Below are 22,249 nucleotides of genomic sequence, written 5' to 3'. Positions count from 1 at the left end.
CTACTGCCATGAGCAACACGCTAAAAGTCAGGGACGACCACGCCCCTATCTGCTTCGAAGCAAGCGCCGAGGATGTCGACAAGTTCAAGCTTTGCGGAGGCGCAGAAGCCTCCTGGCTAACCCAGAGCCAAACTTTCGGCATCAACGAGTTGCGTAGCCGTGTCGAGCCTTGGCTGACCGCCTTATTCCAATCGGAGCATCTTTCGCTGCTTGCTGGCTCAGGATTGACCCATGCCGTACACCATCTGGCGACAGGCAAGCCAGCGGCTGGAATGGGCGAAGCAACCCTGACTAGCTACAAGGATGAAATCGAGAAAGCAGCGAAAGAAGCCGCCCAAAAATCAGGCCGAGAAGCAGGTAATCTGGAAGACCAGCTTCGCGTCGCCAACGAATTGCTGCGAGGGCTAGAGATACTGGGCAATTCAGCAGAAGCCGAAACGCTGCTGACTGAGCTGACCAGCACGCTGGAAGCATTCTCCAAGTCCATCCTCGAAAGCGAAGCCGGTATTGCCAAGGCAGGTGAAGACAAGCGTGAGCAAGCGCTCAATGTGCTGGTCACCTTCCTGATGAGCTTCGCCAGCCGCACCGGCGTGCGCGACCGGCTGAACATCTTCACCACCAACTACGACCGACTGATCGAAGCTGGGGCCGAACTGGCCGGGCTGCATCTGCTGGACCGCTTCCTCGGTAACCTCATGCCGATTTTTCGCTCGTCGCGGCTGGATCTGGACATGCACTACAACCCGCCAGGCATTCGCGGCGAACCGCGCTACCTGGAGGGAGTAGCCCGATTTACCAAGCTGCACGGCTCGGTGGATTGGGTGCAGGCCGATAGGGACATCCGCCGTATCGGGCTGCCCTTCGGCGCCGGTGATGTCGCGCCTTATCTGCAAGCGCCTGGACTCAACGGCGCCAGTGCTCACAAGTTGATGATCTACCCCAATGCCGCCAAGGACCGGGAGACTTCGGATCACCCCTATGTGGAACTGTTCCGAGACCTCGCTGCCGCCGTGTGCCGCCCTAACAGCACGCTGATTACCTATGGCTACAGCTTTGGTGACGAGCACATTAACCGCGTCATCCGCGACATGCTCACAGTGCCGTCCACCCATCTGGTAATGATTGCCTATAGCGATCCGCTCGGCCGCATCATGCAGACCTACCAAGAGTTGGGACGGCCCTCGCAGATCAGCCTGCTGATCGGCCCCGCTCTGGCAGATTTACAAACCCTGACCGAAAGCTTCCTGCCCAAGGCCGCTATCGACAAAACCACCTTCCGCATGAGCGAGCTGCTCAAGCAGCGTTTCGGCACAGATGCCCATCCAGGCCCGGCAGCAGCGAAACCTGGTAGTGATTTTGACGGGGCGGATCCGCTATGAGCTTCTCCCCACTTGCCTACGCCGATTCCCTACGTATCGGCAGCATCGATTTTGTCTCGCCTGACGAAATCAAGGTTCTGCTGGACATCGAAGCACCCGACAACCTCGCCATGAATACGGGCACTCCACGGCCGTTCCCGCGTATCAACGGTTATGTCCTCGTGCCTAGTGATGCAGGCTATCTGGTCGCACAGGTGGAGTGGATCACCATCGAGCGATCTCAGTACCCCAAGCGCAAGGGCATGCAGGATTTCGGTCTGGTCGATTTGCCCTATCCGCTGCGCAAAATGAGCCTCAACCCGCTGGGCGGCCTGGCGTACGAGGGTCAGAGCGCTGGAAAGGAGCGCTACTCCTTCCGGCGTGGTGTGGAAACCTACCCAACAGTGGGTGACCCTGTGCTGTTGCCGACCCAATCACAACTACGCGCCATCGTCGAATCGGGCGAGAACCGCAGGGTGAAAATCGGCATCAGTCCGCTGGCCGCAAATGCCGAAGTCAAGGTCGACCCCGATCGCCTGTTCGGTCGTCATCTGGCCGTGCTGGGCAACACCGGCAGTGGCAAATCCTGCTCGGTCGCCGGTTTGATCCGCTGGTCGATGGAAGCAGCCCGGCATGCACGTGGCGGAGCAGACCCCAATGCCCGGTTCATTGTGCTCGACCCCAATGGTGAATACGCCAAGGCGTTTGATGGACTGGGCAAGGTACGTGTGTTCGCTGTCGAGCCGAAACCAGACAGCGGTATCGAGCAGCTTCAGGTGCCGCTCTGGTTCTGGAACAGCGCGGAGTGGAGCGCATTCACCCAAGCCAGCGCCAAGGTGCAACGGCCGACATTGATTCAGTCATTGCGCGCCGTGCGCGATGGTGCAGTGGAAGCCGCAGCAACACCAAGCCACGACATGCGCCGTTTTTTGCGCACGCTGGTCAGTGTGACTCAGATTGAGCGCAGTGCAGGGCGCCCTTGGGCCAACTTTCCGCACCCCAAAAACTTTTTTGAAAAAATCAAGAAGTGGCAGGAAGGGTTGGAAAACGATACATCTTTCAGTGCGGATGAAAGCATCGCGCTTGCAGCAGTAAGAGACCAAATTTCGACATTTGCCAACGCGCGCACAGGCCAGTATCCAACCTACGACTTCACTAGGCTAGAGATTGATAATTTTTTAGGCTTAACCAAAGCCGCTCACGCCGCCTTTGGCGGCAGTGACACCGACGTCTTGCCCATCGATGCGGACGTGCCCCGCGCCTTTACCGGCGACCAGCTACTGCGCAGTGTTGAAGCCAACGCAGAACTGCTAGGCGTCTCGGAATACGTCGAAACAATGCTCATGCGCATTCGAACGATTCTGTCGGATAGCCGCATGAAAACCATCACCGGCAATGCAGAAGGTGTGACGCTACACGAGTGGCTGGCCAACACCATCGGCGATGACCAGGCATCTAACGGCACGATTACAGTCATTGATCTTTCGCTGGTTCCCGCCGAAGTGGTGCATATCGTCACCGCCGTCATAGCCCGCATGATGCTGGAATCCTTGCAGCGTTATCGCCAGCTCAATCATGGAAAAACATTGCCGACCGTGCTGGTGATGGAAGAGGCGCACACATTTATCAAGCGCTACCAGGACGATGCTGAGAACCAGAACTCAGCCGCCATTTGTTGCCAGGTCTTCGAGAAAATCGCCCGCGAAGGGCGCAAGTTCGGACTGGGTTTGGTGCTGTCATCCCAGCGCCCCAGCGAGTTGTCGCCCACGGTACTTTCGCAATGCAACAGCTACCTGCTGCACCGCATCAGCAACGACCGTGACCAAGAGTTGGTGCACAGGCTGGTTCCTGACAACCTGCGTGGTCTGCTACGCGATCTTCCCTCGCTACCCTCACGCCACGCCATCCTACTGGGCTGGGCCTCTGAGTTGCCAGTGCTGGTGCAGATGAATGCCTTGCCTGAAAGCCAACGGCCAAAATCCGACGACCCGGACTTTTGGGAGGTATGGTCGGGTAAGAAAGAGAATGAAATAGGCGAGATAGAAGCTGTCGAGCGCACCGTGGATTGGACGGCGATTGCAGGGGACTGGCAACAAATAGCACCTGTTCCAAACAATGAAGCCTCGGATGAAGGCGGAGCTTCCTAGGTGGCCAAGGCAAGCGGCTTTGCCGTCCTCCTTCCCAAAGACCGGATAACCACATTCCTCGAATGTGTCGCCGAAGAGCGCGCTTTTGCCGAGCCTGTCGCTGACTTTCAGCACAGCCGAACCGCGCCGTTGGTCTGCTTTGTCGTCAGCGCAGGCAAGTTGACTCACATCGGCTTGGGGCGGCGGGGCGCGCGAGCCGGTACGGGACTTAGCCGATTGAACATTGATCAGGCCGAAGAACTCTCGGAGCCGGTGTCGATTCGGCGGATTCTCAATCGCTTGCCAAAGCGCAACGCTGCATCGGTGCGCAAACGATTCGAGTCGGGTGGCTTATTAACCGAGAAAGGGTTCTCCGCAGTTGTCGAGTCCATTCGCCAACTCGCACCCCAAGCAAGCACTCTGCTGGAACGGTTCAGCCAAGCGCGAGAGAGACGCATACAACGGCTGTCCGTCAAAGCAAGGGACAACTTGGCGCAGCAGAAAGAAGCATTGCTTACGGCTTTGTCGATTGCCGGACTCAGCCGTGACCCCGTTCAGGAGTGGACGCCATCGGATGGCACGCCAGTGTCATTTCTTGATGGCTTGCCCAGTGTCCGGCTGCGCGAAGACCCAATGGTGGTTAACGACCTGCAGAACCTGCCCGGTTTTGAAGTGATCAAGACCTACCCCTACGGCGCAGCAGTGTTTGAATCCGAAGAAACTTCCGAGCGCCTTACCGTCATCCTTGCAAACCGTCTTCCGCTCGAAGAGCAAACCGGCACCGATCTAATCTACTTCAACGAAACCTACCAGAGCTTTGTCATGGTTCAGTACAAGGCAATGGAGCGTGCGGATCGGAAAAGCGGTATCCCGCTTTATCTATACCGGCTACCCGACACACAGTTGAAGGAAGAGATCGATCGAATGGATGCCGCGCTCGGCACGCTGAAGGCATGTGCGCCCAATACGGACATTGGCGGGTTCCGTCTGACAGAGAACCCGTTCTTCCTCAAGCTCTGTCCCAGGCTCGTATTCAATCCGGATGACGTGGGCCTCGTGCCCGGCATGTACTTGCCGCTGGACTACTGGAAGTTGTTGGAGAACGACCCCGGGATCAAAGGGCCAAAGGGTGGCTTGCGGATTACCTATGAGAACGCGAAGCGCCATTTCGACAACACGTCGTTCACAACGGTGGTGTCCAAGGCGTGGGTTGGCACGACGCCCAGCCAGTCGCAGGTGCTTCAGGACGTCATTCGGGCAACCCTGGAAACGGGTAAAGCGGTAGCCATCGCGATCAAACCGAAGAAATCCATAGAACTCCGAGACGATGATCAAGAAATAGAAGAGGAAGCACTCAATGAATGATGTCGCCTCACTGACGATGCCGGCGAACTTGCCCGAATGGCTGACGCTGGCCAACGTCCTGTTGACCGCAATGTTCGCCGGACTCACATTCTTCATTCTGCGCGCCAACCGTGCTGCAGTTGGTGCAATGCGTGAGCAGATGGCTGATCAGAATCGGCCATTTGTCGCAGTGACCGTGCAGGTGCGGATGGGCACGCCAGTCATCCAATTGCTGGTCAGGAATGTCGGTCGTTCACCGGCACAGAATCTCCGGCTACGCCTTGATCGAGACTTCTTTCAGTTTGGCGAAAAAGCCGAGGCACGCAACCTCGCGAAGCAATCAGCATTTGCGCAGCCTATCGACTGCCTACCACCCATGTCGGAGTTGCTTTTCGATCTCGGAATGGGCTTCAAAATCTTCGAAGTCGGAGCTGCCCCGACGATTTGTCCGCCTACATTCGAAGTGTCGGCCGAGTACGAATATGGGAAGAACAAGTACAGCGAAAAGACCAACGTGGATCTGCGGCCCTATATGGGTACCAGCGTTCCGCACCATCCTGTCGCAGAGGAGTTGGAGCGGGTCAGAAAATCCATCGATAACCTGAGCGGCGTGGTCAAGCAGTCTGCGAACGCGGCAATCAAGGCCCAAAGCGCCGAGGAAAAGAATGACTAATCTATTCAGCACTACACAAAAAGATTCTGGGCCGGTGGAATGCCTTGGCCAGACATTCCCCAGCGAACACGCGCGGCGCGAGCACTTCACCAAGCTGCTGGCCGAGAAACTGAAAGATCCGGCGTTCCGCAAGATCGAAGGCTTCCCGCAGGGTACGGACGAGGCCATCCTGGCGATGTCGGACCCGCCGTACTACACCGCGTGCCCGAATCCCTTCCTTGAAGACTTCGTGCGTCACTACGGCAAGCCATACGACCCGAGCGTGAAGTACAGCCGCGAGCCGCAGACCATCGACGTATCGGTCGGTAAGACCGACCCGCTCTACAAGGCTCACGGCTACCACACGAAGGTGCCGCACCTTGCGATTGTCCCGTCCATTCTGCATTACACCGATCCCGGTGACATTGTGTTGGACGGCTTTGGCGGCTCTGGCATGACCGGTGTCGCTGCCCAGTGGTGCGGATTGGCACCGTCATCCTATCGACATGAGTTGGAAACCGACTGGAAGAAGCAAGGCAAAGCCGCGCCAAAGTGGGGAGCTCGTCGCGTCATCCTCAACGACCTGTCGCCAGCAGCCACCTTCATTGCAGCCAACTACAACCTGCCTTTCGATGTTGATGGCTTCTCCAAAGCGGGCGGAAAACTACTGAAGGAAGTGGAGCGTGACATTGGTTGGATGTACGAAACGCTGCACTCCGATGGCAAGACAAAGGCGCGGATCGAATATACCGTTTGGAGCGAGGTACTCAATTGCTCTTCGTGCGCGGGTGAGGTTGTGTTCACAGATGCGGCACTTGATGAGGAAACTCAGCGTGTCGCAAACGAACTGACCTGTCCACACTGCGGGGCGCAGTCGACGAAGGAAAAAATGGACTTGGCGTTCGAGTCCTTCGTAGACCCGGCTTCCGGTGAAGTCGAGACTCGCCCGAAGCGAGTTCCGGTCATCATCAACTACAAGATCGGAAAGACGAAGCATAAGAAGCGCCCCGACAGTGAAGACCTGAAAACACTGGAACGGATTGATGCACTTCCGCTGCCGGCGGAGTTGCCAACAGCACAATTGCCAGACTGCCAAATGACGCGCGTTGGTCGGATGAAGACCACCAACACAACTGCCGTCCATTTCATGTTTTTAGCACGTGCGGCTCACGGCATGGCCGCTCTGTGGAGAAGGGCCAATGAGCATCCAGATCCCCGGACTCGGGAAATGCTTTTGTTCTTTGTTGAGCAGGCAATTTGGGGCATGTCAGTTTTGGCACGCTACGCTCCGACACACTTCTCCCAGGTCAATCAATATCTGAGCGGCGTCTTTTACGTTGGGTCTCAGCACGCTGAGTGCAGTCCTTGGTACATCCTCGATGGAAAGCTCGGGCGGCTGACGAAGGCGTTTGGTGATTACCGGCCACAAGAAGGTGTTGCAGCAGTCAACACTGGAACTGCAACTCGTCTTCCAATCCCAGACGCCAGTATCGACTACGTCTTTACCGACCCGCCTTTCGGCGAAAACATTTACTACTCAGATTTAAACTTCCTTGTCGAGTCCTGGCATAGGGTCTCCACAGATTCACGTCCAGAAGCGATCGTTGATCGTGTGAAGAACAAGGGAGTGCCTGAATATCAGCATTTGATGCAGAAATGCTTCTCGGAGTACTACCGAGTGCTGAAGCCTGGCCGCTGGATGACAGTGGTTTTCTCAAATAGTCGAGCTGCTGTTTGGAACGCAATACAGGTTGCGTTGCAACAAGTGGGTTTTGTCGTCGCAGAAGTTACTACCCTCGACAAGGTGCACTTGAGCTTCCAGCAAGTTGTTTCACCCAACGCTGTTAAGCAAGATTTGGTGATCTCAGCGTATAAGCCCAATGGAGGCTTGGAAGACAGGTTCAACCGTGACGGCCCAACGGTCGACTCAGCTTGGGACTTCGTGCAGACGCACTTGAAGCAGCTACCAGCGGTGAAAGTCACGTCTGGCTACCCGCAGGAGCTTCTGAACATCGTCGAACGCGATCCACGTCGCATCTACGATCGTATGGCGTCCTGGTTTATCCGCCACGGCGCAATGGTGCCCATTTCGACGCCAGAGTTTCTGGCCGAGCTGCCGGTCCGCTTCCGCGAGATGGATGGCATGGTGTTCCTGCCTGATCAATTGGTCGAATACGAGAAGGCGCGGTCGCGTATCCCGCAGGTGAAGCAGGCAGAGCTGTTCGTTTCCGACGAACGCAGCGCCATCGACTGGCTGACCAACTTCCTGCTCAGGCGCCCATCAACGCGATCGGAGATTCATCCCGAGTACATCCCGCAAATTGGTTCGGCCAAGCGCAAGGGCGAGATCATTCCGGAATTGGATCAACTGCTGGAAGACAACTTCTTGCGCTATGACGGTACCGGCGAGGTGCCGAGCCAGATCCACAGCTACCTCTCCTCGAACCACAAAGACCTGCGTGGTCTCGACAAGAGCGCACCCGCTCTGGTGGCAAAGGCCAAGGACCGCTGGTACGTGCCTGACCCGAACAAGGCGCAAGACCTGGAGAAGAAGCGCGAGAAGGCCCTGCTCAAGGAGTTCGAGACCTACAAGGTGTTCACAGGCCGCAAGATCAAGGAGTCCCGTCTGGAAGTGCTGCGCGCCGGTTTCCGCGCCGCGTGGGCAGCCAAGGATTACAAGACCATCATCAGCATCGCCAACAAGCTGCCCGAGGAAACGCTGCAAGAGGACGAGAAGCTGCTCACCCTCTATGACCTGGCGTTGACCCGTACCGAGGATGGGATCTGAACGTGGCCAGTAGCGGTTTCACCATCGGCGATTGGTGCTGGTTCACCCGGCAGGCATCCCCTTGTCGTGTGATCGAGCGGCAGGACGTGTGGGGCGAAGTCGCTTACCGCGTGTGGCTACCGGCCAAGGATGCGGTGGTGCGTGCTCGGGCGGTGGATCTCGCCCCGTTGGAGAGCGTTCGCCCGAGTGTGGAGCAGATCCTGCACACCACGGCGGCAGCCAAACTGCTGGATGCGCTGGAGGACAACCTGCTGCTGGCACCGATTCAGTCCAGCGTGGTGCCGCTGCCGCATCAGCTCTATGCGTTGAACCGTGCGGTCAGCCGCGACCGCATCCGCTACCTGCTGGCCGACGAGGTAGGCCTTGGCAAGACCATCGAGGCCGGTTTGGTGCTGCGCGAGTTGAAGTTGCGTGGCCGGGTGAAGCGCATCCTGGTCGTGGCGCCCAAGGGGCTGGTCCGCCAGTGGCAGGCGGAAATGCGCCTGCACTTCGGCGAGAAGTTCCAGTTCATCGAGCCGTCCGAGCTGGCAGCCTTCCGCCAGTGGCGCAGCGGTGGCGCGGGCGAGGAAGAAAACCTGTGGCGCATGCACGACCAGGTGATCTGCTCACTGGATTCGGTGAAGCCGCTGGAAGGTCGTCGCGGCTGGAGCCTGGAGCAACTCAACACTTACAACCGCGAGCGCTTCGAAGACCTGATTTCGGCGTCATGGGATATGGTCATCATCGACGAAGCCCACCGCATGGGCGGCAGCACGGAGCAGGTGGCCCGCTATAAGCTGGGCGCCGCGCTGGCCGAGGCATCACCCTATCTCTTGCTGCTGTCGGCCACGCCGCACCAGGGCAAGACCGACCAGTTCATGCGCCTGATGCAGTTGCTGGACCGGGAAGCCTTCCCGGACGAGAGCAGCGTCAGCCGGGACCGGGTGCGCCCCTTCGTGATCCGCACCGAGAAGCGTGCCTCCATCAATGCCGAGGGCCAGCCGCTGTTCAAGCCGCGTGTCACCCGGCTGCAGGCGGTGGCCTGGCAGGCGCGCCACGGCGCACAGCAGCGCCTGTACGAGGCGGTGACCGACTATGTGCGCCACGGTTACAACCAGGCAATGGCGGCCAAGCAGCGCCACATCGGCTTCCTGATGATCCTGATGCAGCGGCTGGTGACATCCAGTACGGCCGCCATCCGCACCACACTGGAAAAGCGCCAGGCCCTGCTCGATGCGCCACAGCCGCAGGCGAACCTATTCGAAAGCACCAGCGCTGACGAGTGGGCCGATCTCGATGGCCAGTCCCAGGTGGATCTGGCCATGCAGTCCGGTGGCTGGGAGCTGGAGAAATCCGAAGTCGAGATGCTGCTGGACCTGGCGCGCGAAACCGAGGCCGCCGGCACCGATGCCAAGGCCGAGGCACTGCTTGAGCTGATCTACAAGCTGCAGCAGGAAGAAGGCGACCCGGCGCTGAAGGTGCTGATCTTCACGGAGTTCGTTCCCACCCAAGCGATGCTGGCCGACTATCTGGAGAGCCGTGGCTTCTCGGTGGCGACGCTCAACGGCAGCATGGATCTGGAAGCACGTACTCGTGCCCAGCAGGTGTTCTCCAAAGATGTGCGCGTGCTGATCTCGACGGATGCCGGCGGCGAAGGTCTGAACCTGCAGTTCTGCCATGTCATCGTCAACTTCGATATGCCGTGGAACCCGATGCGAATTGAACAGCGCATCGGCCGCGTCGACCGTATCGGCCAGCACCATGTGGTGCGCGCCATCAACTTCGTGCTCGAAGACACGGTGGAGCACCGTGTGCGCCAGGTGCTGGAGGAAAAGCTCGAGGTCATTGCGCAGGAGTTTGGCGTCGACAAGGCGTCCGATGTGATGGACTCGGTCGAGGCCGATCCGATCTTCGACGAGTTGTTTGTCCACGGCCTGCAAAACCCAGATGCGATTGAACAGGAGTGCGATGCCGTGGTGTCGCAACTGCGATCCACGCTGGCGGAGTCGAAGAAGAACAGCGACCTGCTTTCCGAAGCGCACGACCTGGACGCCGATGACGCCCGCAAGTGGCGTGACCATCCGGCGCAGTTCTGGTTGGAGCGGGCCATTACCAGTGGTTTGGCTGCGCGTGGTGGATCGGCAACCAAGGTGGGCGATGCCTGGCGCGTGAAGTGGGCGGACGGCAGCGAATCGGCACAGGCGTGCTTTGACGCCCGGACGGCGGATGAGAACCCGGAGCTGGAGTGGGTGACGATGGAAGATCCTCGCGCCCGGGCCGTGATCAGCGAACTGCCGCGCTTCGTGGCCGGGCAGCCCCTACCCGTGATCCGGGTGACGGGTTTGCCCGACTCGGTGCGTGGCATCTGGTCGCTGTGGGAGATTAGTCTGGCGGCGGAAGGATTGAGCCGGAAGCGCTTCCTGCCGGTGTTCGTCAACGAAGAAGGCCGCCCCTTCGTGCCGACTGCAAAGCGTGTGTGGGATCTGCTGCTCACCGAAACCGTGGACGTGCACGCCGTGACCGGCGCCGAGGAGTCGGTGAAGTGGTTCGATGTGTCGCTCACGACCGCCAGTACCCAAGGCGAGCGGATCTTCACCGAGCTGCTGAACGAACACCGTGCTCGGCTGAAAGAGGGGCGCGAACGCGCGCTGTATGCCTTCGAGGCCAGATGTCAGGCAATCGGGCGGATTGGCTTGCCCGCCGTGCGCGAGCATCGGCGCAAGCGACTGCAGCAGGAACACGATGCACGCATGGCGGCCCTCGATGACATGGAAGCCAGCGTGCCGGATTTGAATGCCGTGATGATGGTGCGCGTCTCCGGCGATGTGACGCCCGGAGGACAGGTAGGATGAGTTTGTGGACGGAACGAATTCTTAGCTACTTCACGGCCGACCTCACCCGGCTGTGGGTGGCGTGTGACCCGGACGATGTGCTGCTCGACGAGAAGCTGTTGTCCGAGCTGCGCGACCGGGGCTTCGAGGTGATGCTGTACGAAGACCCGTTCGCGTTTCGGGTGGAGTACGAGGAGCGGTATCGCGCCGCATGGGATCGCGGTGAGCCGGGACCAGCACCCTCGCTGGTCTTGCATCTGCGCAGCGCCGACGCGAATGAGTTGCCGTGGGACATCGTCCACCACGGTCGCGTGGTGCGGCTCAGCCTTGCGGAGCTTTTCCCCAGGCTGGCCTACAGCGCTGTGCAGCAGGTAGAGCAGGAGCATCTTGCAGGTCTGTTTTATGCCCACCAGACCGAGTTGCAATCAGCGCGCGGTGAGAACGAGTCGAAGGATTTCATCCTCGAACACGTCTATCAACTGACGCCGCGGTCCATTCGCAACCCGGTGGATTTTTGGCGCGAGCTGCTGCGAATGCATTTCGCCAACCGCTCGTTGCCACCTCTGTTCGCTCAGCACGCGGCGGGCATCATTCAGAGCAAGGGGCTGTTCGCGGATCAGCCCGTCGCTACATGGCTGGCGTCCAAGAGCGCGCTGCTGCGGGTGGTACAGGACGCGTGGTATCGCTACCTGTCGACCCTGGGGCTGGATGGCACGCGCACAGGGGAGCCGCCACCGCCAGACTATGTCGCCAAGATCGAGATTCCCTTCGATCACTCCGATGTGCAGGTGCTGGTGGACTCTATGTTCCTCGACGGCAGCTTGCACCCGCTAGCGGTGCACAGCGTTCCGGCGGGGATGCCGAGCTGGATCAAGGCCGGCATTGTCCAGGACCCAGCGGCGTTGCAGGCCTTGGTGCTAAAAGGCATCGACGGCCTGATCGAGGCAACCCCAACAGCAGCCTCTTCGCACAAGGACTGGAGCGAGTTCGCCAAGCGCTATGGTGAGATCCTGGCCCGCACGCATGGTCTGCCCGGCACGGAAGGCAGCGAGCATCTGCCTGCGATTCGAGACCGCATCAAGATCCTGCAGGCGCAATCGGACGAACGACTGCAGGCGTGGGTTGCGGCCAAGCATTACGCCGACCTGATCCTGCAGCCCGTCACCAAGGGACCGGTGATGGTGCATCACGTTCCGCGCTTCTTGCGGCATCGGCGTTCTGCAGGTGAAGCGAAGGTGGCCCTGCTGGTATTCGATGGGCTGGCATTTGACCAGTGGGTGCAGATTCGGGAGCGGCTGATCGCCAGCACGAAGCGCTTTGCGTTCGATGAGGGAACGGCGTTCGCATGGCTGCCCACCGTGACATCGGTTTCACGCCAGGCACTGTTCTCTGGCCTGAAGCCGCGTGAGTTCGATGACTCCATCGAGCGGACGGACAAGGAGGAGTCCTTGTGGAAGACGTTCTGGCAGAACGAAGGCGTCAACCCGAATGAGGTGATGTATCGCCGCGCGCTGCGACAGATCAATCAGCTCGATGCACTGGAATTGGATCTGAATAACCGGCGTCCGAAGGTTCTAGGCCTGGTGATCGATGAGGTGGACGACCGGCTCCACAAGGAGCGATCGAAGAAGGACGTGGCCATGTGGATTGGGAACTGGTTGGCGACCGGCTTCGTCGATCGGCTGTTCTCGCTGCTGCTGGACAAGGGTTACTACATCTACCTCACGGCAGACCACGGCAACGTCGAGTCCACCGGTGTCGGCAGGCCCAACCAGGGCGTGATTGCAGAGACGCGCGGCGAACGCGTTCGGGTCTATCGCAGCGAACACTTGCTGGCCGATTCCGCTGCGGCCTATCCCACCACGGTCAGGTTGGACATCGCTGGACTGCCCGCGAACTTCATGCCCCTATTCGCGGGCGGACGAACTGCCTTTGTGCCGGAGGGCGAGCAGGTGGTGGTCCACGGCGGGGTGTCGGTCGAAGAGTTGATCGTGCCCTTTGTGAAAGTCAAATATGTGATTGGTACCGAATGAATTCATCAGCCCCTCAAATAGGCTTTGATCGGTTCATTCAGCTTGATTGGGCGGCTGCGGCACTGAATGTTCGTGCTGGCGCGGCTGGACTGGATGATCTGAATGCACTGCTCGATGCAGCCGGACTTGGCGTTGAAGCCAAGAAGAAGACACGCACCGTACTGAACCGGCTGTGGCTAGAGCCGCGCGCCGAACTTGTCGATTACGCGGATCGCGGCGTGGCCATCCATAAGACGCAGCCGGACATTCCAGTCGCCGCGCTGTGCTGGGGCATGGCCGTTGCGACGTACCCGTTCTTCGGCAAGGTGGCCGAACTGGTGGGCCGCCTGTCCGCCATCCAGGGCGATTGCGCATCCGCCGAAGTGCATCGGCGCATGAGTGAGACCTACGGGGAGCGCGAAGGAACCCGGCGCATGACCAACATGGTCATCCAGAGCCAAGCGAGCTGGGGCGCCGTTGAGCGAGTGGAAAAAGGCAAGCGCGTCATTCGTCTCGCTCCGACAGCCATCGACAACGACGAGCTCACGGCATGGCTGATTGAAGCTGCTGTGCGCTATGCCGGCAAGCCCGTTTCTGTCCCCAGTCTGCAGTCGCTACCGGTGCTGTTCCCATTCACCCTGACGCGGCCCCTGGCTTATGTGGTGTCGAACGGCCCGAGCCTGAGCCTCCGGTCAGAAGGGCCAAGTAACCAGTTTGTCGCGCTGCGTTAGAGGTAGTCATTGCTCATGCCCTGGCGATCGCACATTGACCGAGCTGTAAAGCGCATACGTAAAGCGGTCGCAAGACGAATCGCCGCATTATGGCAGCACACCTACAGAGCCCAATTCCAGCTTGGAGTGTGGAAGCTTCGATACGGCAATATCGCTTTTTATGCCGTGCTTCTCCTTCTCGTATCTGCAAGCGCCTACCTGTCTCCGGCCCTCCAAAATGTGCTTGCCATCTATTACTCGACCGAACCCGCACTCGAGAGTCTGCGCGGCCTGATTCTAAATGCGGGAAGCGCGCTGATAGGGGCTGCTGCGATCGTTACGTCGCTCGTACTGTTCGCCATGCAGGTGAACATCGAGCGCATGCCTCACGGGCTATTCCGCCGTCTGAGCGCAGATCGGAAGTTGCTCGGCGCGTTCGCGTCGGCATTCCTCCTAGCAATCGGAGTTGCCACTCTGTCGACTTTTGTGGGTAAGGCCCGGCTGGCGCTCGTCGTGCTCGCAGCCTCATGGGCGGTCGTATTCATACTGATCTCGTTCATGTACGCCTATCGGCGCGCTTTGGTTCTCATCAATCCCTTGCAGCAACTCGGCATACTCATTCAAGACACCCGCAAGGAATTGCGGACCTGGTCTCGACGGGCTCAGCGCGCGATGCCACTCCTTGAGCGCGAAGAAAGCGCAAGTGCCACGTCGTCACCATCTGACTCCACACACGATATGGCTCGTACAGCTTTTTTTCAGATCAACAATCGATGGACCGATGGCACAAAACGAGCGATCCGGCATGCGATGTCGTTTGCTCGGCGCTATGCGGAACAAGGAGATTATGAAGTTTCTGGCGCGGCACTGAACTCCGTCGTTGGGATCAATGCTGCCTACATCGACTCCAAGGGGAAAACTTTCTACGCCAATAACCCATTTGTCGATAATCCTCTTTCCAGCGACAGCTTCTTCAACGACACACTGGAGCACCTGCGGCAAAACGCCCAAAGTGGGATTGCGCGCCGGGACGAGCAGCAGATCGAGCAGACGCTGCAAGCGATGGCTGCACTGGTCCGGGTGTATCTCGGTATCGATTACTCCAGCCCGTATGCCTCGAAAAGCCACGCGCAGCTCGCCGCAGGATACCTTGCAAGCGCGGTGCAGGCCGTAGTTCCTCATGGCATGGCCGACGTTCTGCTAGAGGGGCAACGGCTCATGGGGCAATCTGCGCAATATCTTCTCGCCCATGGAGATCCTAACGACATAGCAACGCTCAGCGAAAAAATTGCGTTGATTGCGTGTACTGGCTGCGCGAAGGAGGATTACCGCCCCGTCACGATGGAAGGTATGACGCAGCTTGCGAATCTCACCTTTGATCTACTTCGCTCTGGGAGCCGCGACATTCACTTCGCCGTTGGGGAAGTCCGCCGAGATGTTGCTTTGGTGTCGAAGTTGTTTCTCAACGTACCAGATACTCCGCTGTCGAACAGCCATAGCACATTCCTGGGACCGTACTACTCGTCGACGAGCATGCAGAGCTTGAGGTCGCGGCTCACGGCATTGGCGAACGCGATCTCTGAAGCGCAACCGGACAACACGGACGCCCAATCAGTCATACGGAACATCGAGCGTTGGGCAGATGGCCTTTACCAAACGGAGAAGGAGCTCCTTCTCGAAGCTGTAAAGGCGAAGTCTCACTTCGCGTTTGACATGATTCACTGGATCACAGGCGTGACCGAAATCCTGTTGGCAGTGTCAAATGCGCCCGCATGCGACCATCACAGCCAAGAGGAACTTCGGAAGCACGCGCGCTGGCTGATTGCGACATTGACCTGGATTCCCGATGACAAGGACACGGTGACCTTCGTTGAGAACTTCCAGATGACCGAGACATTGTTTGAAGCCGCTGTCAATGTGAACCGTCCCGACAATCGAGGAGGCTATTTGGTTAAAGTAAAATATCCATCAATGTCTTATTATCCTGGGTTTGTCGGTAGTTTTCTTCAGCCTGAGCTGGAGGAATATACCCGATAGATCCAAGCAGGCGTTGATGGTTATACCAGGCAACCCATTCCAAAGTTGCCAGCTCCACAGCAGCCCTGGTTTTCCAGGGAGCTCTCCTGTGTATCAGTTCAGCCTTGTACAGGCCATTGATCGTTTCAGCCAGCGCATTATCGTAACTGTCACCGCGACTGCCGACAGACGGTTCAATACCGGCTTGTGCCAGACGTTCGGTATAACGGATCGACACGTATTGCGATCCTCTGTCGGAATGATGAATCAGGGTATCAGCAGGACGGCGATCATACAAAGCCTGCTCCAGCGCATCAAGCACAAAATCCGTACTCATGGTGCTGCTGACACGCCAGCCAACGATGCGGCGGGCAAATACATCGATAACAAAAGCCACGTACAACCAGCCCTGCCAGGTTGATACATAGGTGAAGTCCGAGACCCACAGCTGATTGGGCCGATTGGCATGAAACATCCGGTTGACGAGATCGCGCGGGCAAGTCGCGTTCTGCCGGACAACAGTGGTGCGAATGATTTTGCCCCGTCGGGCACCTTGTAAACCCAGCTGGCGCATCAGACGTTCAACCGTACAACGCGCCACAGTCACACCTTCACGTTGCAATTGATACCAGATCTTGCGTGCACCATAGACTTGCATATTGGCCTGCCAGACACGCCGGATATCAGCCATCAACAACTCATCTCTGCGAGCCCGCGCACTGCGTAATTGTGGATAGCGCTGGCGGGCAGCATGGCGCCAGTACGCTGAAGGGGCAACCTGCAACACCTTGCAGACTGGCTCGACCCCATAGATACTCCGATATTGGTCAATGTAAGCGTTTACTTCTTCAGAACGCGGTCGAGCTCCGCCTGGGCGAAAAAAGCACTGGCTGTTTTCAATATCTCATTGGCTCGGCGCAGTTCCCTGTTCTCACGCTCCAACGCCTTGAGGCGATCACGTTCACTGCTTGTCAGACCTTCGCGTGCGCCATTGTTAATTTCGCTACGTTTAACCCATTCCAGCAACGTGGAGGGCACACAGCCAATCTTGGGTGCAATTGATTCAACCGCCGCCCATAGCGATGGATATTCGCCGCGATGCTCCTGTACCAGGCGAACAGATCGTTCACGAATTTCAGGGGAAAACTTGTTTTGCTTGTTTTGTTTATTCATGGCTCCATTCTCTCAAAAGTTGGAGCCTCCTCAAAACCCGGGGCGATTCAATGCTCGAAATCGCGGCTGTGATGAGATCGCAAGGGAGATTGGGGAAAGCCTCGCATCCTGGACGTTCAAAGGTGGGAGGTATCAAACAGGCTGGGGAGTGCTTGAGAGGGGGCTTTGTGGTCTTGCTGCATTCGCCGTCCATGGTGGGGATGAAGAGATCTCACTACTCAGAACCGCAGTCGTATCTCGATTGACCGGCATGTCTGCTCCGGAGCAGGAAATCCGCGATCGAGCTGCCGGAGAAATCCTGGAACGCGCCGCGAACCTGTACGGGCAAGGACACTGGTCGTCACGGATCGAAATGGCAATTGCTCAATCCGACCATGCGAAACTGCGTCCCCTGCTGGAGGAAATCGCCTTCGCGCTGTCGCCAGGCACAGCCAACAAGTAGGCTCGGGCCGCCTGCACACGGTGTTACGTCCCGGCAATTGGTGCAGCCGTCTTACAAGTACTTCTTGAACGTCGCCGCCGCAATGCACACCGCCACGCCGAGCAGCACGGCGCTGGGCAGCAGGATCAGCAACGGGTTCACGCTGACCGGCAGTGCCAGGTAAGTCACCCACGGCAGCACGGCCAGCGGGATCAGGCTGGCCCTGGCGCGGTGATAGATGAACCCCGACTCGCGTCCCGCGCCGAAGCGGCGGATGTCCCGGCGCACCAGGCCGTCCACCAGCCCGACGAAGGCAGCCATCAAGAACAGCGGCAGGGTCAGGCACAGCACCAGCAGCCGCACGAGGAAGACCAGCGTCGTGTAGGCCGCCGCGATCAGGTAGCTCTCCACGTTCACATAGACCAAGCCGATGTAGTGGCGGAAATCCTTGGTCGGGCGGTGGCTGCCGGCGCTGGCCTGCGCCGAGGCGTCGCGTATCCAGTCCAGCAGGCCGCTTTTCACGAACAGCCAGTCGTAGCCCTGCTCGACCAGCCGGTGCGCGGTGCGCCCCGGCTCCTGTACCAGCGCGCTGCGCGTGAAATGCGTGGAGAGCTGATCCAGCTCGTAGTGCAGCATGCCCTGCGCGTGGCGCCAGCCCTGATCGGGCCAGAAGAAGTGCATGCCGACGCATTCGATCAGGATGCACAGCAGCAGCGCGCCGCACAGCACACCGAAGAAGCGGAACGGCAGCGTGACCAGGCCGGCAATCAGCCCCTGCTGTCGTTGCTGCTGGCGCTGTGCCGCGACGGCCGGATCGCTCATGCTTCGGCCTCTTCAGCGGCGGCCATCTGCTTGAAGTCGTCCAGCAGGTCGTCGGGCAGCGCCTTGTCCTGCAGGCCGGGGATAACTTGGTTCTCCCACCAGTCTCCTGCCTCGACGTAGTGCTGCCGCATGTAGCCGGCCAGCTCCTGCAGATCCTTCGGCATGGCTTCGTCGGGGTCGGGTGCCGGCAGCGGCATGCGGACTTTCCAGAGGTTGCCGCCCTCGATCAGCGCGAAGCACTGCCCCTTGGGTAACGCCACGATATGCGCGGGCTCGATCAATGGCACGCTGGTCGTACTGATGCGGTCCTGCGTGTTGGATGTGAACGCGGTATTGCCGTGCGGGTCGGAGCTGTCGGTGGCGCCGCTCGTCAGTGCCGTGGCGTACACCTCGACCTTGGGCAGTTGTCGCGTCAGCAGCTCGGCGGTGGCGGTCTCGCGCACGCGCAGCATGAACAGGTTGTTGAAGTTGCCGACCACCTGGCCGGCCTTGGCACGGTTGCCGATGCGCGCCTCGATGTCGCTCAAGGTCTGCGTGTAGGCCGTCACCTGCACGCCGGCACCGCCGCCCTTGTTGACCATCGGGATGAACTCGTCGCCCATGAGTTCATTGAATTCGTCGGCGTGGACGTTGATCGGAATCTTGGTGCCCGCCGCTGCGCCGGGCAGCCCGTCGTCGATGCCGAACTTGTAGATGTGGCCGGCGACCGAGACCAGATCGCTGAACATCGAGTTGCCCACCGCCGCCGCGACTTCGGCGTCGGACAGTGCATCCAGCCCCACGTAGACCACCGCGCGTTTGCGGATCACCTGCATCCAGTCGAAGATCGGCCGCGGGTCGGACAGGTCGGAATAGTTCGGTGCGAGCAGTTGCGCGATCTTGCCGGTGGTGAGCTTCTCCAGCAGCGGCAGCAGCGAAGCGACGATCTTGTCGAAGTACGTCCGGTCGTAGCGCACGGCGCTGCGCAGGCCGTCGAGCACCGGGTCATAGATGCGCACTTGGGACAGGTACTGTTCGAGGGCCACCACGCGCTTCTCGCGCCCGATCATGTTGCGCGGGATGTTCTTGTCGTTCAGCTTCGCTTCGAACTGGACGATGACCTCCCAGGCCTTCGGCTCGTTCTTGGCGAAGTAGTGCTGGGCGTACTCGATGAACAGCGCGTCGATGTTGATGACGTGGCGCTGGATCAGCAGGTAGTCCGGCCGCTGCCCCAGCTCGACCAGGGCGCGCGCGATGATGTTGACGAAGCGCCAGGCGAATTCGCGGAACGCGGCGCTGTTGCCTTCGCCCGAGAGCTGTCCGGCGATGCGCGTGGCCACTTCGGAGATCCGCCCGAACCGGCCGACGGCGTTGTAGCGCGCCGAGATGTCCGGCCAGCCCAGATGGAAGACGTAGAACTCGCCTTCGCGCCCGGCGCGCTTGGCCTCGACGTACATGCGCTTCAACAGGTCCGCATCGCCCTTGGGGTCGAAGACGATCACCACCTCGTGCTCGCCGCGGACCTTGCGGCGGATGTCTTGCGTGATGAACAACTCGGCCAGCCGCGTCTTGCCCACGCGCGTGGTGCCCAGCACCAGGGTGTGGCCGACGCGCTCGCCCAGCGGCAGGGTGACGTCGACCTCGTGCGGTTCGATGCCATGCAGGCGCGGCATTCCGCCGACCGGCGGCAGCGGCCGCGCCGGGTTGAGCGGGCTGTCCCAGGCCAACGCGCGCGCCAGCTTCGAGACGGGAAACGGCGCGAACTCAAGCCGCTCCTCCAGCCCCCGGGCGGCCCGGTAGATCGCGGTCGGCTCGACATAGCGGCGGAACTCCGGCCGGTAGGTCTGCATCAGCCGGTGCGTGTGTCGCTGCTCCCAGCGAAAGCCGCGGCCGACGAACAGCCGTTGCTGACTCACCGGCACGTCGTGGCTGGTCATCACGTAGCGCGGCAGGCGGCGGATGTTGCGGCGATAGCGCAGGATCGCCCAGGCATCGCGCAGGCGAATCGCGCCGAAGGTCAGGAAGGCCAGCGCCGAGCCCAGGCCGAGCAGCGGGTTCAGCGCGAGCGACCACGGTGCCACCAGGCACAGGATCGCGGCGCCAGTGCAGACCGCCACGGTGTAAAGCTCCACCGCTGGCCGCAGCAGAACCTCGACCGCATGCGGTTGGGCCATTTGCGCACCTACTGCTCGACGCCGGTGGACGTGATGAGCACCGGGTAGTGGCGCAGGCCCAGGCGCTGGGCCAGGTCGTCGCCGGAGGCCGGCGAGAGGGTCAGGCCGGGAGCCAGCCTACGCAGCGCCGTCAGCGCGGCCAGCGACTCCACGTTGACCACCAGGCCCACGGCCTGCAGCTCTCGCAGCGCTGCCTGCCGCTGCCGCAGCCACGCGCGCGAACGTTCGTCGTCGCCGATCAGGAACAGCGCCGTCAGGCCCGGCGCCCGGATGACGCGGCGCTGCACCTGGCCCGGCGACAGTTGCGTCGAGCGCACCGGCAGCATGGCGGCTTCGGCGTCGGCCGCGTTGCCCACGCGAGGGACTGGCATAGGGGCCGGCGGTGCGGCCTGATCCGGCTGGGGATTCAGCGGCCGGTAGTACGGCAGCGCGGAGTCGCCGCCGCGGTCTTCGACGACGATCAGGGGCGCGGAGGCGGTCTGGGCGAAGACGGTGGTCGTGGACAGCAGCCCGATGGCGGCGATGAAAACGATGTGGTTCATGGCGTGGTGGCCTGAAGGGTTGGAACGGGAACGCCGGGGTCGAGCACGCGGGTCAGGTGCCGATGCACACTGCGCCGGTAGCGTGCCGCGGGCGCCCCGCCGGCGGGCCGGTGGTAGCGGCCGATGGCAAGCAGCCAGTCCTCGCCCGGCGTGTGCTGTTCGCGCAGGATTTCCGCAGCGATGGCGAGGTTGCGGTACGGGTCCAGCAGCTCGCAGGGCTGCGTGTAGCGATGCGTGTGGTAGCCGAGATTGACCTGGCCGAGGCCGGCGTCGATGCGATTGGCCGGCGTGCGGGCGAGTGCCCGGCGCAGCCCCGCGCAGGCCTCGGCGCGGGTGGCGTAGCGCTGCGGCGTGCCGGCGACGTTGAGCGTCCACGGCCAGGGGATCAGGCGCCCGCGCAGCATGGCGCCGCTCTCCTGCAAGGCCACCGCGTACAGCACCGCCGCCGGCACGTCTGCACGGTGCGCCGCCAGTTGATAGGCCGGCGGCGGCACTTCCCGCGCCAGGGCGGCCAACGCCCAGCCGCCGCTGGTGAGCAGCAGCACGGCGCCGGCGCAGCGGATGGCGACGCGGGATGGCCGACGCTCCCGGCCCGGAGCACCTATTGCCGCTGCCATTGGCCGTTCACCTCGCGCACCACGGCCGGCAGATCGCCGGGCAGGCCGAGCGACAGCCAGCGCCCCGCATCGTGGTTGAGCGTGATGGTGCGGGCGCGCACCCTGGCCGGGTCGATGCCCGCCTGGGTGGCCCACTGCCGGATGCGCGCGTCGTCCTGACGGCTGCCGACCATGTAGAGATCGAAGGCTGTGCCGGCCGCCTGCAACTGCTGCACGCGCTGCGCGCACGGTGCGCAGTCGGCCTTGACGAAGACCGCCAGGCGCCCGGAGCCGGTGTTGCCGGCACCCTGCGCCTTGGCGCCGGGCAGGCTCACGCGCGGCTGGCCGGGAAACAGGCGCTGCCACGCCGCGTCGTAGGCCCGCTGGTAGGCCAGCGTCTTGCCGACGCGCCGGGCCTCGGCCTGCACCTGCAGCTCGGCGTAGCGCCTGCGCTCCTCCTCGCTGCGGGCCTCGATGCCCAGCGTCGTGAGCGGATCGAGCTGGGGCGAATAGACCCCGAGCGGCCCCTGCATCAGTTGCCGGTAACGCGCCCACTCCTCGGAGCGAAGCCCCCACTCCCGCGCCTGCCTCTCGTCGAGCGCGGCATCAGCGCCCGGCTGCACTTGAGCGGGCACCATGCGCGAGTTCGTCACCGGGGCCGGTTGGGCGGATGCGCCGAAAGTGGCGAACAGGACGACGGCAGCGAGCAACGGCCGCAGGTTCATG

General features: G+C 60.8%; 16 protein-coding genes and 1 other annotated feature. Of the genes, 10 read left to right on the top strand and 6 right to left on the bottom strand.

Going from position 1 to position 22,249, the window contains the following annotated elements; genetic code table 11:
• The first annotated feature begins 8 nt into the window (after positions 1–8).
• Genes HRU73_RS09575 through HRU73_RS09535 form a run of 9 tightly spaced genes read left to right on the top strand, consistent with a single transcriptional unit; the run spans position 9 to position 15,837 of the window.
• On the top strand, positions 9–1,379 hold the full coding sequence (locus HRU73_RS09575) for an SIR2 family protein (RefSeq protein WP_287398536.1): 1,371 nt from the start codon (positions 9–11) through the stop codon (positions 1,377–1,379).
• A complete protein-coding gene (locus HRU73_RS09570; RefSeq protein ID WP_287398535.1) occupies positions 1,376–3,505 on the top strand; it encodes an ATP-binding protein in 2,130 nt (709 codons plus the stop codon). The genes HRU73_RS09575 and HRU73_RS09570 overlap by 4 nt, the downstream gene beginning before the upstream one ends.
• Positions 3,506–4,849 carry a hypothetical protein gene (locus tag HRU73_RS09565; protein ID WP_287398534.1) on the top strand — a complete coding sequence of 448 codons (1,344 nt, stop codon included), beginning with the start codon at positions 3,506–3,508 and terminating at the stop codon, positions 4,847–4,849.
• On the top strand, positions 4,842–5,501 hold the full coding sequence (locus HRU73_RS09560) for a DUF8453 domain-containing protein (RefSeq protein WP_287398532.1): 660 nt from the start codon (positions 4,842–4,844) through the stop codon (positions 5,499–5,501). The genes HRU73_RS09565 and HRU73_RS09560 overlap by 8 nt, the downstream gene beginning before the upstream one ends.
• The gene (locus tag HRU73_RS09555) at positions 5,494–8,268 is read left to right on the top strand and encodes a DNA methyltransferase (RefSeq protein ID WP_287398531.1); all 2,775 of its coding nucleotides are present in this window, start codon (positions 5,494–5,496) and stop codon (positions 8,266–8,268) included. The genes HRU73_RS09560 and HRU73_RS09555 overlap by 8 nt, the downstream gene beginning before the upstream one ends.
• 2 nt (positions 8,269–8,270) lie before the next feature.
• A complete protein-coding gene (locus tag HRU73_RS09550) occupies positions 8,271–11,099 on the top strand; it encodes a DEAD/DEAH box helicase (RefSeq protein WP_287398530.1) in 2,829 nt (942 codons plus the stop codon).
• A complete protein-coding gene (gene pglZ, locus HRU73_RS09545; RefSeq protein WP_287398529.1) occupies positions 11,096–13,111 on the top strand; it encodes a BREX-3 system phosphatase PglZ in 2,016 nt (671 codons plus the stop codon). The genes HRU73_RS09550 and pglZ overlap by 4 nt, the downstream gene beginning before the upstream one ends.
• Complete coding sequence (locus HRU73_RS09540) at positions 13,108–13,821, top strand: hypothetical protein (protein WP_287398528.1); 714 nt, start codon at positions 13,108–13,110, stop codon at positions 13,819–13,821. Before pglZ ends, HRU73_RS09540 begins: the two co-directional genes overlap by 4 nt.
• A 15-nt stretch (positions 13,822–13,836) precedes the next feature.
• Positions 13,837–15,837 carry a hypothetical protein gene (locus tag HRU73_RS09535; RefSeq protein ID WP_287398527.1) on the top strand — a complete coding sequence of 667 codons (2,001 nt, stop codon included), beginning with the start codon at positions 13,837–13,839 and terminating at the stop codon, positions 15,835–15,837.
• On the opposite strand, the gene HRU73_RS09530 is transcribed toward HRU73_RS09535, so the two are convergent.
• A protein-coding gene (locus tag HRU73_RS09530; protein WP_502709293.1) for an IS3 family transposase occupies positions 15,752–16,989 on the bottom strand; the annotation gives its coding sequence in 2 pieces (ribosomal slippage) (positions 15,752–16,698 and positions 16,698–16,989; 1,239 coding nt in all). The genes HRU73_RS09535 and HRU73_RS09530 overlap by 86 nt on opposite strands.
• Positions 16,586–16,702 (bottom strand) — a sequence feature (AL1L pseudoknot). Its footprint overlaps the gene before it by 117 nt.
• A gap of 148 nt (positions 16,990–17,137) precedes the next feature.
• On the opposite strand from HRU73_RS09530, the gene HRU73_RS09525 reads away from it, so the two are divergent.
• Positions 17,138–17,431 carry a hypothetical protein gene (locus HRU73_RS09525; RefSeq protein WP_287398525.1) on the top strand — a complete coding sequence of 98 codons (294 nt, stop codon included), beginning with the start codon at positions 17,138–17,140 and terminating at the stop codon, positions 17,429–17,431.
• A gap of 51 nt (positions 17,432–17,482) precedes the next feature.
• Here the strand turns inward: HRU73_RS09525 and HRU73_RS09520 are convergent, their stop codons facing one another.
• From HRU73_RS09520 to HRU73_RS09500, 5 genes are read right to left on the bottom strand one after another with little or no spacing between them, the layout of a single operon-like run.
• Positions 17,483–18,232, bottom strand: a complete 750-nt coding sequence (locus tag HRU73_RS09520; protein WP_287398524.1) for a TIGR03747 family integrating conjugative element membrane protein — start codon at positions 18,230–18,232, stop codon at positions 17,483–17,485.
• Positions 18,229–20,385, bottom strand: coding sequence for a type IV conjugative transfer system coupling protein TraD (gene traD, locus HRU73_RS09515; protein ID WP_287398523.1), 2,157 nt, complete (start codon positions 20,383–20,385; stop codon positions 18,229–18,231). Before traD ends, HRU73_RS09520 begins: the two co-directional genes overlap by 4 nt.
• Positions 20,386–20,393: 8 nt before the next feature.
• The gene (locus HRU73_RS09510) at positions 20,394–20,927 is read right to left on the bottom strand and encodes an integrating conjugative element protein (protein ID WP_287398522.1); all 534 of its coding nucleotides are present in this window, start codon (positions 20,925–20,927) and stop codon (positions 20,394–20,396) included.
• Complete coding sequence (locus HRU73_RS09505) at positions 20,924–21,544, bottom strand: lysozyme family protein (RefSeq protein ID WP_227264502.1); 621 nt, start codon at positions 21,542–21,544, stop codon at positions 20,924–20,926. The genes HRU73_RS09510 and HRU73_RS09505 overlap by 4 nt, the downstream gene beginning before the upstream one ends.
• Positions 21,529–22,248 (bottom strand): TIGR03759 family integrating conjugative element protein, encoded by a 720-nt coding sequence (locus HRU73_RS09500; protein ID WP_227264501.1) that lies wholly within the window; start codon positions 22,246–22,248, stop codon positions 21,529–21,531. Before HRU73_RS09500 ends, HRU73_RS09505 begins: the two co-directional genes overlap by 16 nt.
• Between the last annotated feature and the right edge of the window lies 1 nt (position 22,249).

Origin of the sequence: Nitrosomonas sp. H1_AOB3, from assembly GCF_015709435.1 — a bacterium.
Taxonomy (GTDB): Bacteria; Pseudomonadota; Gammaproteobacteria; order Burkholderiales; family Nitrosomonadaceae; genus Nitrosomonas; species Nitrosomonas europaea.
The sequence above is the reverse complement of the archived record's forward strand: the minus strand, read 5'-3'. Positions and strand labels throughout refer to the sequence as shown.